The organism is Streptomyces shenzhenensis (assembly GCF_003688995.1).
Classification (GTDB): domain Bacteria; phylum Actinomycetota; class Actinomycetes; order Streptomycetales; family Streptomycetaceae; genus Streptomyces; species Streptomyces shenzhenensis_A.
The window spans coordinates 22,871-35,537 of sequence record NZ_PENI01000041.1 but is presented as its reverse complement, the minus strand read 5'-3'; the positions used below and the strand labels follow the sequence as shown (position 1 = coordinate 35,537).

The following is a 12,667-nucleotide window of genomic DNA, read 5'->3' as shown; positions in this document are numbered from 1 at the left end:
GCTGCCCTTTCTGCCTAGTAGGGCTCCTCCCGGTCGATGCGGGCCAGGACGAGAGTGTGCTCGTCGGTGGCTTCGAATCCATGGGTGGTGAGGAGGGCCTGGGCTGTGTGCTGGTGGGGGCCGGTGAGGTGGGCGGTCACGGCACTGGGGTGGGTGGGTGGCGGTCGAAGTGGATGCGCGCGTTGAGGCTGGGGAGGTCAAGCGGGATTACTCGTTTCTGCCTGTGACCGGGTGGTGGGCAGCGGGCACAGGCGGCTCGGTGTCGGTGTTGGGGTGGCGTCAGCGTCGGGGAGGCGTCGATGGTCCCCGGGATGGTTTGGGCGGGAGTGTTGCGGCGGTCTGTGTGATCCGTTGTGTGCTGCGGCGGGCGGTGCGGTGGGTGCCGGTGCCGGTGCCGTGAGCGAGTTCTTCCGCGAGGCGGGTGAGTAGGTCGGCGGGGGTGTGGTTGGAGGCGTTGATGGCCCAGTCGGGTTGGTTGATGTTGGCGCCTGCCGAGATGGTCCAGGCAATGAGGGTGCTGTCGGGGTCCCGGGCGGCGAAGGCGTCGAGGCTGAGGCGGACGTTGCCGTGGAGTGGTTTCCAGTGCAGCCAGCGTCCTGGTGGGGTGGGCTGCCATGCGGCGTCGAGGAGGGGGCGGGTGGCCTGGGCGATGGTCTTGTCGGTGATGAAGTCGGCCGGGCCCCAGTCCTCTTCGGCGAGGACGGTGAGCAGGCGCTTGAGGATGGGAGCCGGGGTGTCGGCGGTCAGTGTGAGGTGCCAGGTCCGGTCGGAGACGGGTGTGTCGTAGGCGGCGATGGTCCAGGTGTCCTCGCGCGGGTCGGCGTTGTTGAGGAACTGGATGCGCAGCGTCTGCGATGCGTGGATGACGTGGGTGGTGTCGTGGGGCCAGGTGCGTTTGTCCCAGCCTTGTTCGGTGGCGAACTCGTCGAGGATGGCTCGGTGGTCGCCGGGGTCCGCGTTGTAGGCGGGAACGGTTTCGACACGTGTGTCGGGTTCAGGGTCGGCGTTCGGGTGTTCGCTGTCGGTCATGTGTTTGGGTCCTGGGATTGGGGCGTGGTCGGTGGCGGGTGAAGGCTGGGAAGGTCAGCGGTTGGTGCGTGGCTTGGGCGGCACGGTTTGTGTGCGGGGAGGGCCGGCTCGTGGTGGTGGCGTGGCTCGGGTCTGTGGGGGCCGGGGTGCGGGTGGGGGTGAGGTGGCGTGGTTCCAGCGGGTGCGTACGGCGGTCAGGTCGGCGAGGGCGCGGCGGCTGCCGGTGATGAGTTGGTGGGGGGTGATAGCGGGATCGTCGGCGTATGCCTGGATGCGCTTGGCCGCGTGGTGTGCCGTGGTGAGGAGGGAGCGCTGGAGGACGCTTTCGCCCCACTTCTGCGGGAAGGCGGCCACTTCCGTGAGAAGGCGGAGTACGTCCGCAGGATCGGTGTCCGTGGTGAGCAGACCGTGCTGCTGGGCTTCCCACAGGAGTGTGACCGGGTCGATGGCGGCGCTGCGCCGGATCAGTGTGTTCAGGCACTGCCACAGGCCGGCGTGGAGGGGATGGGTGAAGTCGTGTGCGGTCAGCCACCGCATGTCTTCGGCTTCCTGTGGCTGGGCGGTGGCGGTCGCGATGACCAGCCGCTCCTCTGCGAGGGCTTCGTCCGCATCGCCGTGGGGCACGGTGGCCGGGGGCGGGGTGCGGGGCAGGGAGGTGTGGTGGCGGGGGAATCGGTCGGCGAGTTCGTCCAGCAGGTCGGCGAGCGCGTCGGCCTGGGCGAGGGTGGCCGATACGGGGTCGGGGAAGGTGCTGTCGGTGGCTGTCTGCGCGAGGCGTTGGGCGCGGGCACGCACGGTGCGGCGGGCATGGTCGGCCTCGACGATCCGCGCGTAGGCGGCAACGTTCTTTGTCCATGGGCATGCCTGGATGAGGGTGTGCAGGTAGGAGGCGGTCAGGCCGCGGGTCTGCCGGCGGGCGTGGTCCAGGATGCGGGTTTGCCAGGCCACGTCTTCGCTGTGCTGGTGGGGTGTCGGCGCCGGGATGGTGCGGATGGCGTCGAACACGGCGGCGTGGGCGACGCTGTCGAAATGGGCGGGTTGGGTGTTCGGGATGTCGTGGAGGCGGTGGGGTTCGAGGAGGAGTGCGCCGAGGAGGGCCTGCTCGGCGTAGTGGACCGGGGGCGGTGCTGCGGGGTCGGGCAGGTCCTCTTCGAAGGTGCTGGGGGGTGGGGGCCTCATGCGGCGAGGGTGAAGTCGTCGGGATCGAAGGGCACGTTGAGGTGCGGGGCCAGGAGGTGGGCGGCGAGCTGGGGCGGGACGGCGTTGCCGATCTGGGAGAACTGCTGTCCCTTGTTGCCGGCCCAGGGGTAGTCGGCCGGGAAGGTCTGCAGTAGGCCGGCTTCGCGGGCGGTGATCCGGATCGGGTCCGGCGTCCCTGCGGCGTTACCTTCCGGCGGTGTGGTGACGGGTTCGGCGATCCACGTGCACTCGTTGGCGCGGTGCCCGAAGAACAGCGTTCCGGCCGGTTCCTCGATCGACCGGACCGTGGCGTTGGTCTGGTTGTTGCTGCGCAGGGACCACTTCCAATGGGTGACCTTGCTGGCGGACGTGGGGCCACGGGTGTCGTGCCGGGTGGTCCGTCCCGCGCCTCGTGTCTGCGGTTCGAGTACTACGTCCCTTCCGGCGTGGCGGGGTTGCCAGGTGTCGCGGTCGCGGGCGTTGGCGAGGGTCTGGCGGGAGCCGGAGGGGAAGGGTTCGGGTCCGCCGCCCGGCCCGCCGCCGGCGCACACGGTGGGTACGGGCCGGTCGGTGGCGCCCCAGCCGAGGGCTTCGGCCATGGACACCCACCGGGCGCGGCCGGGCCCGAACAGGGAGTCCGGCTCGGCCACTTGAGCGTGGGTGGGCGTGGGCGGCTGTGCCGTGCGGATGCGGGAGGCGAGTAGGATCGCACGGCGGCGGGTCTGGGGTACCCCGTAGTCGGCGGCGTTGAGGATGCCCGTCCAGGTGGAGAAGCCCCAGCGGCGCAGGATGGCCGCGTACTGCTTCCACAGGGGCAGGACATCGGGGACTTCCTCCATGGCGACCCATTCCGGCTCGCCCACTGTGTTCAGGGCGTGGAGGTAGCGCATGGGCTCGGCGGCCAGCAGACTGCGCGTGTCCTGGCAGGCGGCATGGAGTTGTTCGCGGGTGTCCCGGCCGACGGCGAGGTCGGCGACGGCCTCGTGCACGAGGGGCTGGTCGACCAGGCCGAGGCGTTTGCCGGCCACGCTCCACGCCTGGCACGGCGGGGAAGCGATCAGGCCGCGGGTCCGGCCGACCCACGGCCACACCGGATACAGCGCCACGTCGGTCCGCAGCGTCAGCATCCCCGCCCGCGTGCGAGTGGCGCAGGCCCGCAGGTCCCATTCCAGGCCGACGTCCCGCACCCCGAGGACGGAGAGCGCATGGCTCCACCCGCCCGGGCCCGCGAAGAGATCAAGGATCAAGAGGCCAGTCCGAAATCGCCCTGCGTCAGCTCGGCGTCCGCCTCACCGCGGCAGGCCCAGGGGGAGCAGCCGTCCTCCACATCCTGCTCCAGTTCTTCCACGTCTGGCACGGGCGCCTCAGCGGTGGAGAGTTCTTCCTGGTGGGCGGCCCATTCGGCTGCGGTGACGTGGTCGATGGGCGCCTGGTCGAGCGGCATGCGCGAGCGGTGCAGGAACGCCTGCCCGAGCAGCTTGTTACCGGCTGCGTTCGCGCGGGCGTTGCCTCTGCGGATCGCGGCGTCGAATGCGACGACGTCCTGCCACTCCTCCGGGCTGGTGTCCCGGATGCGACGCCACTGTGCGTTTCCGTGGAACGGGCACCCGAGGCAGCTGGATTTCGGGGTGTCGGCGAGGCCGATGGAGGTCAGGTAGCGGATGCAGTCGCTGCGGGACCATCCCATGTCGATCAGGGGATGGCGGTTGTGCATGTAGCGGACGTCGGCGTCCTTGGCGCGGTGGAATTCGTCTGTGGAGATGCCCACCCACTGTTCGACGAAGACGTCCTTCGGGATGCGCAGCGGGTAGGGGTATCCGAGGAGTTCCCGGACCTGCCGCTTGATCGGTTTGATCTTGTATTCCCCGGTGCACTGGCGCCGGGTCATCCCCTGCTTGCCGTCCTGGTTGAGGATGTACAGGGGCATGGAGGCGAAGCGGTGCTCCGGGTCGAGAGCGTCTCGCCGGATGTTGCCGGAGGAGACGCGCAGGATCGGTATTCCGGCTGGAGCGGCTATCTCCTTCTCCAGCCGGTCGAGGTGCTGGTAGACGGTGCGTGGTTCCCACCCGGTGTCGGCAAAGATGGCGTAGTCGGCCTTGGGGAGAACGCCGTTGGCGGAGAGGGCGAGCATGGCACTGGACTGAATGCCGGCACCGAGCGAAATGCAGATGAGTGCGGGAGAGGAGGGAATCGGTACTTCCTTGCGTGAACGAGGCGGCGTCAGGCGGGCGCTGAGGAGCGAGCGGGCGGTGCTGTCAGCGGTGTGCTCGGGCGGCGTTGGCCGCAACGGGGGCGGAAACGGGGCGTGTCGCGGACAGGCTGATGTGCGGAGGGGCATCGATGACCGCGCTGAGAGTGGAGATTCCGAGGGCGGTCAGGCGTGCGCGGTCGCGAGGCGGTCCGCCGGGGAAGAGCGGGGGTGCGGACGCGGGCTGGCGGGTCACCAGGTGCTGCGCCTCCAGGTGGCGCAGCACCTCGACGGCCACCGTCGTGGTGTGGCTGTGGACGCGGTGCCCGTGCTGCTCGGTGACGGTGATGTGGCCGCGGGCGACTTCGAGCAGGGCGTTGTGCTGGGCTGCGTCAATGCCGGTGACAGTGCTGGTGTTGCGGGCTCTGTTGTGCAGCCTGGCGGCTATGTGGGTGGTGGAGGAGACGATGGTCAGGGGGGCGAGGGCGGTGAGTTCACGGGCCAGCTGTACGTACTGTCCGAAGCCGCGGTGGGGATCGGGGCGTGCGTGGTCCGCATCCTGTGGGGGCAGGGTGTGCTGGGCGGCGGTGAGATAGCGCGTGGCCCCGCTGGTGAGGTAGACGGTCTGCTTCAGCCGCACGACAGCGCTGGACACTGGTTCGCTGGCAGGCAGACGCTGCTGCCGGACGCCCTTGATGCAGGCGAGGGCCTCGCGTTCCAGACGGTGGGCGGAGGCCACGTAGGCATCGGGGGCGGCGTGGGCTTGACCGGAGAACAGGAGGTCGATCCTGTCGTTCTGCTGGGTGTAGAGGTCAGCGAGCGCCAGCAGCCGCTCCACGGGCGTCAGTGGCACGGGCGCGTCCACGTTGAACAGGGGTGTGTGTTCAGGGTCAGGTGGTGTCGTCATGCGGCAGGTCGTGGAGGCGGCCGGGGTCAGCGGTGGCGGCTGGCCTGCTGACTGGGGGGGGCGGCACGGGCATGGTGTGTTCGCTCGGCTGGTGGGGTTCGGTCAGGGCGCGGAGAGCGTCGTGGAAGTGCACGCTCAGCTGGGACTGGACATGGATTGCGCCCAGTTGCTGCTGGAGCGTGCTCTGCGTGTTTGCCTTGAGTAGGGCAAGGGCGGGGGCCAACGTCAGGGTGTAGTGGGCCGCCGCGCGGCCGAGATGCGCGGTTGCTCGGCTGAGCGGCTCGACCGCAGCCTGGGCTGCGGCATCGGCGTGGTCGTAGACCAGGCCGAAGTGGGCTTCGCCCGTGGCGCGGGTGGTGAGGTGGCACAGGAGGTCGATGTGCCGCATCACGGTGAACACGCGGTTAGAGGCGGTGGTGATCGGGTGGTCGAGCAGGTCGGTGAGGACGGCGTCGAGCCCCTCGGTGACCGTCATGTCGTCGAGATCGGCTGGCTCGTAGGCGTGCAGAACGGGCTCCTGGGTGGGCGGAAGGAGTCGGTAGGTCAAGGACGCTTGCCTGGACGGGATGAACGGCAAACAGGTCAGTGCCGGCGTTCGGTTCCTGGGGCGGTAGCAGAGGCGGATGCGGGCGACCGTGGCACCGGGGTGGTGTCCGGGCAGCGGGTACGGCGCTGTGCCGGCCCTGTGGCCGGGTCGCTCGGGACGGGGATCGCGTCGGGTGTGGGGATGCCCAGTTCGACGCGGACGGTGATCCCCAGGGCATGGGCGTGGGCTTCGGCCCGGACGACCGCGTACAGCAGATCGGCTGTGTTCAGTGGCGTGGCCGGCTGGTACGAAGTGCCGTGGCCGGAAGGGGTGAGACCGTGTTGCTCCAGGAGGGAGCGGGCTTCTGCTGTGATGGCGGTCGCGGTGAGGGTGGTGTCGGTGAGGGTGAAGCGAACGTCGGGTTCGGGCTCGGTGGCGTGGGGGCTGCACTGGGTCGTCGAGGACAGGTCGACCAGGTCGTGTGTGTGGGCCAGGAGCCCGTACATCGCGGTTCCGGCTTGCTCGTTGGCTTCCTCGGCCGTGGTGGGTGGCAGCAGGTAGATCGTCCGGCCGTTCACCTTGTGGGTGGTGAACCCGGCGTCGGTCAGTAGGCGGTTGGCGTCGGGGACGGGGCGGTTGAGAACGACGAACGTGTGGGCGTCCTCGGTGGCGCCGATGAACACGTCCGGCACGTCCACGAAGGACATGGGATCTCCGAGCGGGGGATGAGCTGCGAGGCGGACTGGGTCTTCGCCGGGTTCGGCGGGGCGGTCAACGTGTTGTGTGCGTGGACGGCTTGCCCGCCGGGGCCGGTGATGTTGTGGCGGCCGGCGCGAGCGGGGTGGTAGTGGGTGCCTTCTTCGGGCCGTCTGCCAGGGCGTGGGCGATGAGCTGCTGGTCCTCGTTGCGAGCCGCGGCCGATGCCAGGCGGCGGGAAAGTTGCTGTGCGACGGATCGGTATGTGGTGGCCGCGCGCTGCATCTCGTCACCGGCCTGTTGGAGTCGGTTCCGGCTGGCTGCGGGGGTGGGGTCGGCGTCCTCGTACAGCAGGATCTCGGTGCGGTCCTGGATGGCCAGGTTGCACAATGTGGCGGCGAGTGAGATCTGGGAGCAGGCACCGGCGAGGTGTGCCAGGTTCTCCGCGCCACCTTTCATCGCGGCGTACTGGCTGACCGACAGGTCGTGGAACTGCCGTGTGCACTGCATCGCCAGCTCCTGCACCCACAGGCTGATGGGTGCGATCTCCCGGACCGGTTTGGCGATCTCGCCTTCCCATACCCGTTGCACCTGCGCGCAGAGGTCCTTCAGCGCGGGCGCCACCTCGCCGAGGAGACGGGTGTGCTCGGTCAAGTCGACGGTCTGCAGGACAACTCCCAGGGGGTAGGCGGTGGTTTGGGGTGTGAAGCCGAGGCGGGCTTGCACAGGGTCAGGGGGCTTCCCACAGGAGCCGGGAGATGCGGTCGCTGCCGTGGTCGGCTCGGCGGCGGGAGGCGGTGAGCCATCCGGTCCGGGGCGGGTGGCTGGCGATGACGCGCCATCCGGCGCCGCGCAGGGACGCGCCGCTCTCGCCGTCCTGCGTGTAGGCGATCAGCCGCAGGTAACCGAGGGCTTTCGCCGCCCGCCACGCCGCCTCGTAGAGCGGCGAGTTGGTTTTGTGTGCGGCGTCGGTGGTGGTGCGGGTGACTTCGAGGGTGGTGCCGTCATCGAGGTGGTGGGGGGACAGGTCGGCCGACGATCGCCACGGCACGCAGGGTGCCGGTCTCATCGGCGGCTCCGACGGCGAAGATCTGTCCGGCCGGGGGCGCGTGGTGGCGGTGCCAGGTGGGGACGAACTCGCTGGCCAGGTGGGAGCGGACCGCCACCGGGTGCAGCCGGGATCCGGTCATGGGGCCAGGCCGTTGTCGGAATGGGCCAGGGCGTGCTTGGTGACGGCGCGTTGGGTGATGGCCTTCGAAGCGCGGGCGGAGGCGGCGGCCAGTTCGCCGGCGCCGGGCTCGGCGTACCAGGGGCGCAGGTCGAGCATGGCGGCGCGCATGCCGGTGGCGAAGACCAGGGCGGTGCCCTTGGGCAGGGCGCGGATGGCGTCGGGGGGCAAGATCCGTTCTGGACAGCACCTGCTGTCCCGGCGGGTGGCCAACGACGAGTCCGAACGGCTGGCCGTGATGGGCCAGGCTCTCGGCCTCGCCGACCAGGTGACCTGGGCCGTGGACACCCTCGCCGGGCGGGCCGCCCGCCCGGAGCCCGCGGCCACCCCGTGGGCCGAGGCCGAGCCACTGCGGATCAGCCCGCAGCTGCGTCGCACCGGCAGCTACGAGCGGCGCGGCAAGGCGCGCAAGGTGCAGGACCGCTCCGAACAGCGGCGGCGGCTGGCCGAGATCGCCGCGCGTCAGGCCGAGTAGATCACGGCGGCCCACGCCCGGCTGGCCACGGACGGCACCACCCGGTTGTCCGCGCTCGGCGAGCTCGACCTGGCGGCCTTCGGCCTGTTCCTGCGGCTGCTCGGCGAGGCCCTGGCCACCCGGCGGCCCGGCATGACGACGACCGTGGCCACCAGCAGCGACGGCACGATGGAGATCCGCCTCACCACTGTGACGGACGGTACGACGCAGGCACACGAACGAATAGGCTTCATGTATTGGCTCGGCTTCTACGTCGTCACGCCTCGTCGCCGGAGCGTCGCGCTTGGTTCCGTGCCTGTGGACACATTGCAACATTGCATCGTGCAATGATTGTAGGGGGTGAGAATGTCATGCCAGACCGCGAGACTGCCGAACGGAGGGGTGCAAATAACGCGATGACGCCGCAAGAGTCCCGACTCAACCCCTCCGGCACACCGTCCTCTCGCACGGAACTCGACCGGGAGGCCGAAGAGGTCACCCTGGCGGTCATGGCGGCATCCAGAGTGCTCGTCGCGATCTCGGCCCGCGCGCTTGCGTCCACCGACGACTCCCTCACATTGCCCCAGTTGCGGGCCCTGGTGGTGCTCGACACGTGCGGGCCCGTCAAGCTCGCCGCCATGGCCGCGACGCTGGGCGTCAACCCCTCGACGGCCTTGCGCATGGTCGAACGCCTGGAATCCGTCGGCCTCATCGACCGCAAGACCAACCCAGACAACCGGCGCGAAGTCATCCTCCGCCTCACGCCCACCGGACGGGACCTCGTCGAGCGCGTCCTTGCGGACCGGCGCACCGAGATCCGCGCCCTCGTGCAGCAACTGCCCGCCGAAACCCGCGCCGCGCTCGTTCCCGCACTAAAGGCGCTCGCCGAGGCGGCGGACGAGATGGCCATGGACCCCTTCGACGAGGTGCGTCGTATCGCCGGCCTCATCGACGACCCGCTCAACCCGGCCCCTCCGGACGCCCCACAAGGAGGACGTCGTCGACCAAGAGACAGGACGACCTGACTCTGGCCTGCTTGGCGCGCAGCACCTGAAGGCCGCCTGCCGGCTGGCTCCCCATTCCCTTCTGCCTCACTCTCCCCGTCCGGCGATCGTGGGCCACGGTTGCCAGTGCGCACAGATGCCCACAATTTCTTGCATTCTGCAATATTCGGCGGGAGCATGGAAGTGCGGGCGGGCTGGCCTTGATGCCTGGCCCTGGCACAGCGAGAGGAGAGGGATGAACTGCTACGACTGCCCTGACATCATCGCAACGCCGGCAGTGGCCGTGTGCGTCCGCTGCGGGGCGGCAGTCTGTCGCGAACACGCGTACCAGAGCCGCATTCTGGTCCAGGACGTCAACGGAAGCGGCCGTGCGACACACGGCGAACCCTTGCGGCACATCACCTGCCTGGCCTGCCACAAGGCAGAGGCGAGTTGAACCGGCAGGAGCCATGCCCGGGCTCCGCCCCCGAACCAGTGAAGTCCCGCGCCATCTCAGCGACCGGCTTGCCGGTCTCCTTCACGATTCGCACCCGTCCCGCCCGGAGCTCAGGGTCAGAACTGCGCCTCTTGGCTACCACGACCACGCTACAAGAAGAAACGCACGACCGGTGGTGGCCGCTGCGGACATGACAGGCACGTTTGTCCGACGGGGACTGTGCAGACATCCTCGTCCACCATGACCTGTCCTCTGCGCTCGCCGCCCATGCGGCGCGATCCGGCGATGACTGAGCAGGGGCAGCGTGCCGACGGCTGATCCGCCGGACCGCTGAGGTGGCACGGCTTGCTGCTCCGGAATGCGAGCCCCGGCGACTCGTGCGGTGGCTGATCACATGGCCAGTGCCCGGGGGCGCTACGGTCAGCGGTTCGTGCGGCCGCCGTGGCGAGAGTACGGGAGGGATCTGGTCAGTTTCGGCAGTGCCGAGACGCAGGCCATGGCCATCGCCGTGATGAAGAGGGCCGGACCGCGAAGGGTGATGGCCACGACGAGCAGTATTGCGGCAAGCGACAGGAACGCCGCGTTGACCCAAAGGGCCTCGCGGCAGTGCCGGAGGAGGATGCGCAGGGGGCCTTGCCGAAGGAACTGGGCATCCGCGTCAGGTAGGGGTCGTCCTCGGTGAGTTGCTGCTCGATGTCGGCGAGGACCCGCTGGTCGTGCTGGGAGAGGCTCCTGGGACCCTCACGAGGGCGTTCCCGTACCAGAGGCGCGGCCAGGCCAAGGTGACGCAACCTGCGCCGCGCCAAGGGGGCACTACTTCGTGGCGGTGCTGGGGCTGGCCGACCTTGCCATGGCCATGGCAGCAAGCCCCAAGGTGAGGGCGACGCCACCGATCCAGCAGTTGTTCCAGATGATCCCTGCAGAGGCGCTGTGGCTGGCGGTGACCACCCACGGCGAGATGATCAACCAGACGCCCATGGCGGCGACCGTCCAGCTCGGCCGGAGCAACTTCTCGCCCGCCATTGTCAGCCCCAGGCCGATCACGGCCATGGTGATGCCGACGATCAAGTTGTTCACGGTGACGTCGGGCTGTGCATGGAAGTGCACGACCCAGGGTGAGATGGCCGTGTATAGCCCGGCCAGCAGGATCAGCCCGTCCACGGCGACGACCTGACGGCCGCCCGCCACGCGTGCATACCGTTCCCGCATCTCGGCCACGTCGGCGTGGCCGGCGATGTTGGGCCGACCGTGAAAGAGGTCAGACATTCGACTCGCTTCCTCTCGGTGCCCTGAAACGCCCTGAATAGGCTCAAGCGGTCACGTGCCGGCACTGACCGCCGCGTCACGATGACCAAGGGGACCGGGCGCGCGCCAGCAGGGCGACTCCGGCCTTCGGGGTGATCTCTGGGGGCGCCCACTCCACGGGCCCCTTCCTCGTGCGGCTCCGGCCATCTTCCGGACCCGCTTCTCCAAGCGTACTCTTGCATTAGGCAATGATGTGAGAGTCGTATTGGGTGACTTTCCTGGCAACCACTTCGTGCACGAGCCAATCGAGCAGTTCGGGGAGCCACTGGACCGTCAGAAGGAAATTCCGGGATTCGCGAAGAGGTTCCGTGATGACGACAGCATTTGTTCTGTCGGGGGGCGGTAGCCTGGGCGCCGCACAGGTAGGGATGCTGCGTGCTCTTACCGCGCACGGCATACATCCCGATCTTGTCGTCGGCGCCTCGGTGGGTTCCCTGAACGCGGCTTTCTACGCAGCCCGGCCGGATACGCAGGGTGTCGACGCACTCGCACGGTTGTGGCTGCAGGTCGGGGCACACGATGTGTATCCTCTGGAGCCCTCAGAAGTGCTGCCGAGACTGCTCTCCAGCTTCCCGAGCCGCCCTCTTCGTGCCGTTCTGCGGGCACTGGGAGGACTGAACTACATTTTCCCCATCAACCCGCTCCTGGTCGGCCAGGCGGCAGCCGGCCGGGCCGATCACGTTTTCAGCAACCGTCATTTCGAGGGTTTCCTTCACCGCGTCCTGCCACTGAAGCGCATTGAGGACGCTACGGTTCCCCTCAAGATCCTGGCCACGGATGCATGCGACGGGCGAGGGTTCCTTCTCACCCACGGACCGGTGGTACCGGCCCTCATGGCCAGCACCGCCGTTCCGGGGTTCTACCCGCCGGTGGAAATCCAGGGACGCTACCTCATCGATGGCGCCGTAGCCAACGGAACCACACTCGACCGTGCGATCGCGCTCGGTGCAGACGAGGTGTATGTCCTGGCCCGTGGGTTCCCGTGCCACCTGGCCGCGCCACCGTCCACCGTACTCGCGATGGCTATTCACGCGTACAACCTGCTGGAAGAGCAACGCATGGCAGCCTCGATCGCGCAGGCCCGCGCCCGCGTGCGGCTCCATGTTCTGCCGCCGGTACGCCCGCTGGAACTGCTGCCCATCGATTTCCGGCAGACTGCGCAGCTCATCAAGGCGGCCACGGACTCAACCCATCAATGGCTCGACCACGACCGCACGGCGCGCCGAATGTAGCCTCTGAGGCCGAGGTGTCCTGATTTTTTCGGATAGTGAGGGTTTTACCCTGCAGGTGCTGCACGGAGTTGGTACTCGACAAGGGCTGAGCATGCCCAGGTGCGGAGTGCCTGCGCTGCCCGTTGTGGAAGATCTCTAGGACCCCCTTGCCCAATTGCTTATGTGGCAAGGTCGAGGGCAGCGAGGTGTGATGTCCGGATGGGGGCGAGTGGTTGCCCAGTCCACCAGGCATCGATGGGGATGAGGTTGATGGCGCTGGCTGTGAGGATGTGTGCGAGGGCGGTCTTCCGCAGTCCTGCGTAGCGGGTGCGGCGAGCCCCAGTGGCGGTGACGGCCTGCGTTCAGCACGAGGTCCTCACCAAGGGCGGCGGCCGCAGTGGCGATGTCAGGGAAGGCACCGGTGAGGTGTGCGCCCTGGCGGGACTGGAGCATGACGAGTCCGGGACGGGCGAAGAGGACGGCCCGGAAGCCGTCCGCCTTCTG

Annotated in this window: 15 protein-coding genes and 2 pseudogenes; 4 read left to right on the top strand and 13 right to left on the bottom strand. The window is 68.8% G+C overall.

Annotation, left to right across the window (positions count from 1 at the left end):
* Positions 1-14 precede the first annotated feature (14 nt).
* The 11 genes and pseudogenes from CTZ28_RS49020 to CTZ28_RS39865 form a co-directional block, all read right to left on the bottom strand.
* Positions 15-140, bottom strand: coding sequence for a hypothetical protein (locus CTZ28_RS49020; protein WP_259472031.1), 126 nt, complete (start codon positions 138-140; stop codon positions 15-17).
* A 139-nt stretch (positions 141-279) separates the two neighbouring features.
* Positions 280-1,029, bottom strand: coding sequence for an SPDY domain-containing protein (locus tag CTZ28_RS39910; RefSeq protein WP_121894664.1), 750 nt, complete (start codon positions 1,027-1,029; stop codon positions 280-282).
* Between the two features lie 54 nt (positions 1,030-1,083).
* Positions 1,084-2,208, bottom strand: a complete 1,125-nt coding sequence (locus CTZ28_RS39905) for a DnaB-like helicase N-terminal domain-containing protein (RefSeq protein WP_121894663.1) — start codon at positions 2,206-2,208, stop codon at positions 1,084-1,086.
* Positions 2,205-3,455 (bottom strand): DNA cytosine methyltransferase, encoded by a 1,251-nt coding sequence (locus tag CTZ28_RS39900; protein ID WP_121894662.1) that lies wholly within the window; start codon positions 3,453-3,455, stop codon positions 2,205-2,207. Before CTZ28_RS39900 ends, CTZ28_RS39905 begins: the two co-directional genes overlap by 4 nt.
* Positions 3,452-4,339, bottom strand: coding sequence for an adenine nucleotide alpha hydrolase family protein (locus CTZ28_RS39895; protein WP_121894661.1), 888 nt, complete (start codon positions 4,337-4,339; stop codon positions 3,452-3,454). The genes CTZ28_RS39900 and CTZ28_RS39895 overlap by 4 nt, the downstream gene beginning before the upstream one ends.
* Before the next feature lie 124 nt (positions 4,340-4,463).
* Entirely contained in the window at positions 4,464-5,303 is an 840-nt protein-coding gene (locus CTZ28_RS47475) for a hypothetical protein (protein ID WP_183154830.1), read from the bottom strand.
* Entirely contained in the window at positions 5,287-5,850 is a 564-nt protein-coding gene (locus CTZ28_RS39885) for a hypothetical protein (protein WP_147481268.1), read from the bottom strand. Before CTZ28_RS39885 ends, CTZ28_RS47475 begins: the two co-directional genes overlap by 17 nt.
* Positions 5,851-5,885: 35 nt before the next feature.
* Entirely contained in the window at positions 5,886-6,536 is a 651-nt protein-coding gene (locus CTZ28_RS39880; protein ID WP_183154829.1) for a hypothetical protein, read from the bottom strand.
* A gap of 64 nt (positions 6,537-6,600) precedes the next feature.
* A complete protein-coding gene (locus tag CTZ28_RS39875) occupies positions 6,601-7,179 on the bottom strand; it encodes a hypothetical protein (RefSeq protein WP_121894698.1) in 579 nt (192 codons plus the stop codon).
* A gap of 76 nt (positions 7,180-7,255) precedes the next feature.
* Positions 7,256-7,594, bottom strand: a complete 339-nt coding sequence (locus tag CTZ28_RS39870; RefSeq protein WP_259472030.1) for an XF1762 family protein — start codon at positions 7,592-7,594, stop codon at positions 7,256-7,258.
* A gap of 117 nt (positions 7,595-7,711) precedes the next feature.
* Positions 7,712-7,936 (bottom strand): annotated as a pseudogene (locus tag CTZ28_RS39865) (hypothetical protein); the annotation flags it as partial.
* Here CTZ28_RS39865 and CTZ28_RS39860 point away from each other — a divergent pair.
* The 3 genes and pseudogenes from CTZ28_RS39860 to CTZ28_RS49795 all read left to right on the top strand — a co-directional run bounded on the left by CTZ28_RS39860 (position 7,851) and on the right by CTZ28_RS49795 (position 9,647).
* Positions 7,851-8,558 (top strand): annotated as a pseudogene (locus tag CTZ28_RS39860) (DUF2397 family protein). The pseudogenes CTZ28_RS39865 and CTZ28_RS39860 overlap by 86 nt on opposite strands.
* Before the next feature lie 65 nt (positions 8,559-8,623).
* Positions 8,624-9,232: a MarR family winged helix-turn-helix transcriptional regulator gene (locus tag CTZ28_RS39855; RefSeq protein WP_121894659.1), complete on the top strand. Its 609-nt coding sequence runs from the start codon at positions 8,624-8,626 to the stop codon at positions 9,230-9,232.
* 115 nt (positions 9,233-9,347) lie between these two features.
* Positions 9,348-9,647: a DUF2180 family protein gene (locus CTZ28_RS49795; protein ID WP_121894658.1), complete on the top strand. Its 300-nt coding sequence runs from the start codon at positions 9,348-9,350 to the stop codon at positions 9,645-9,647.
* 467 nt (positions 9,648-10,114) lie between these two features.
* On the opposite strand, the gene CTZ28_RS49790 is transcribed toward CTZ28_RS49795, so the two are convergent.
* Both CTZ28_RS49790 and CTZ28_RS39840 read right to left on the bottom strand, forming a co-directional pair.
* Positions 10,115-10,537 (bottom strand): DUF3040 domain-containing protein, encoded by a 423-nt coding sequence (locus tag CTZ28_RS49790; protein WP_398657696.1) that lies wholly within the window; start codon positions 10,535-10,537, stop codon positions 10,115-10,117.
* Complete coding sequence (locus CTZ28_RS39840) at positions 10,461-10,913, bottom strand: SPW repeat protein (protein WP_121894656.1); 453 nt, start codon at positions 10,911-10,913, stop codon at positions 10,461-10,463. Before CTZ28_RS39840 ends, CTZ28_RS49790 begins: the two co-directional genes overlap by 77 nt.
* A 350-nt stretch (positions 10,914-11,263) precedes the next feature.
* On the opposite strand from CTZ28_RS39840, the gene CTZ28_RS39835 reads away from it, so the two are divergent.
* Entirely contained in the window at positions 11,264-12,184 is a 921-nt protein-coding gene (locus tag CTZ28_RS39835) for a patatin-like phospholipase family protein (protein ID WP_121894655.1), read from the top strand.
* Positions 12,185-12,667 lie beyond the last annotated feature (483 nt).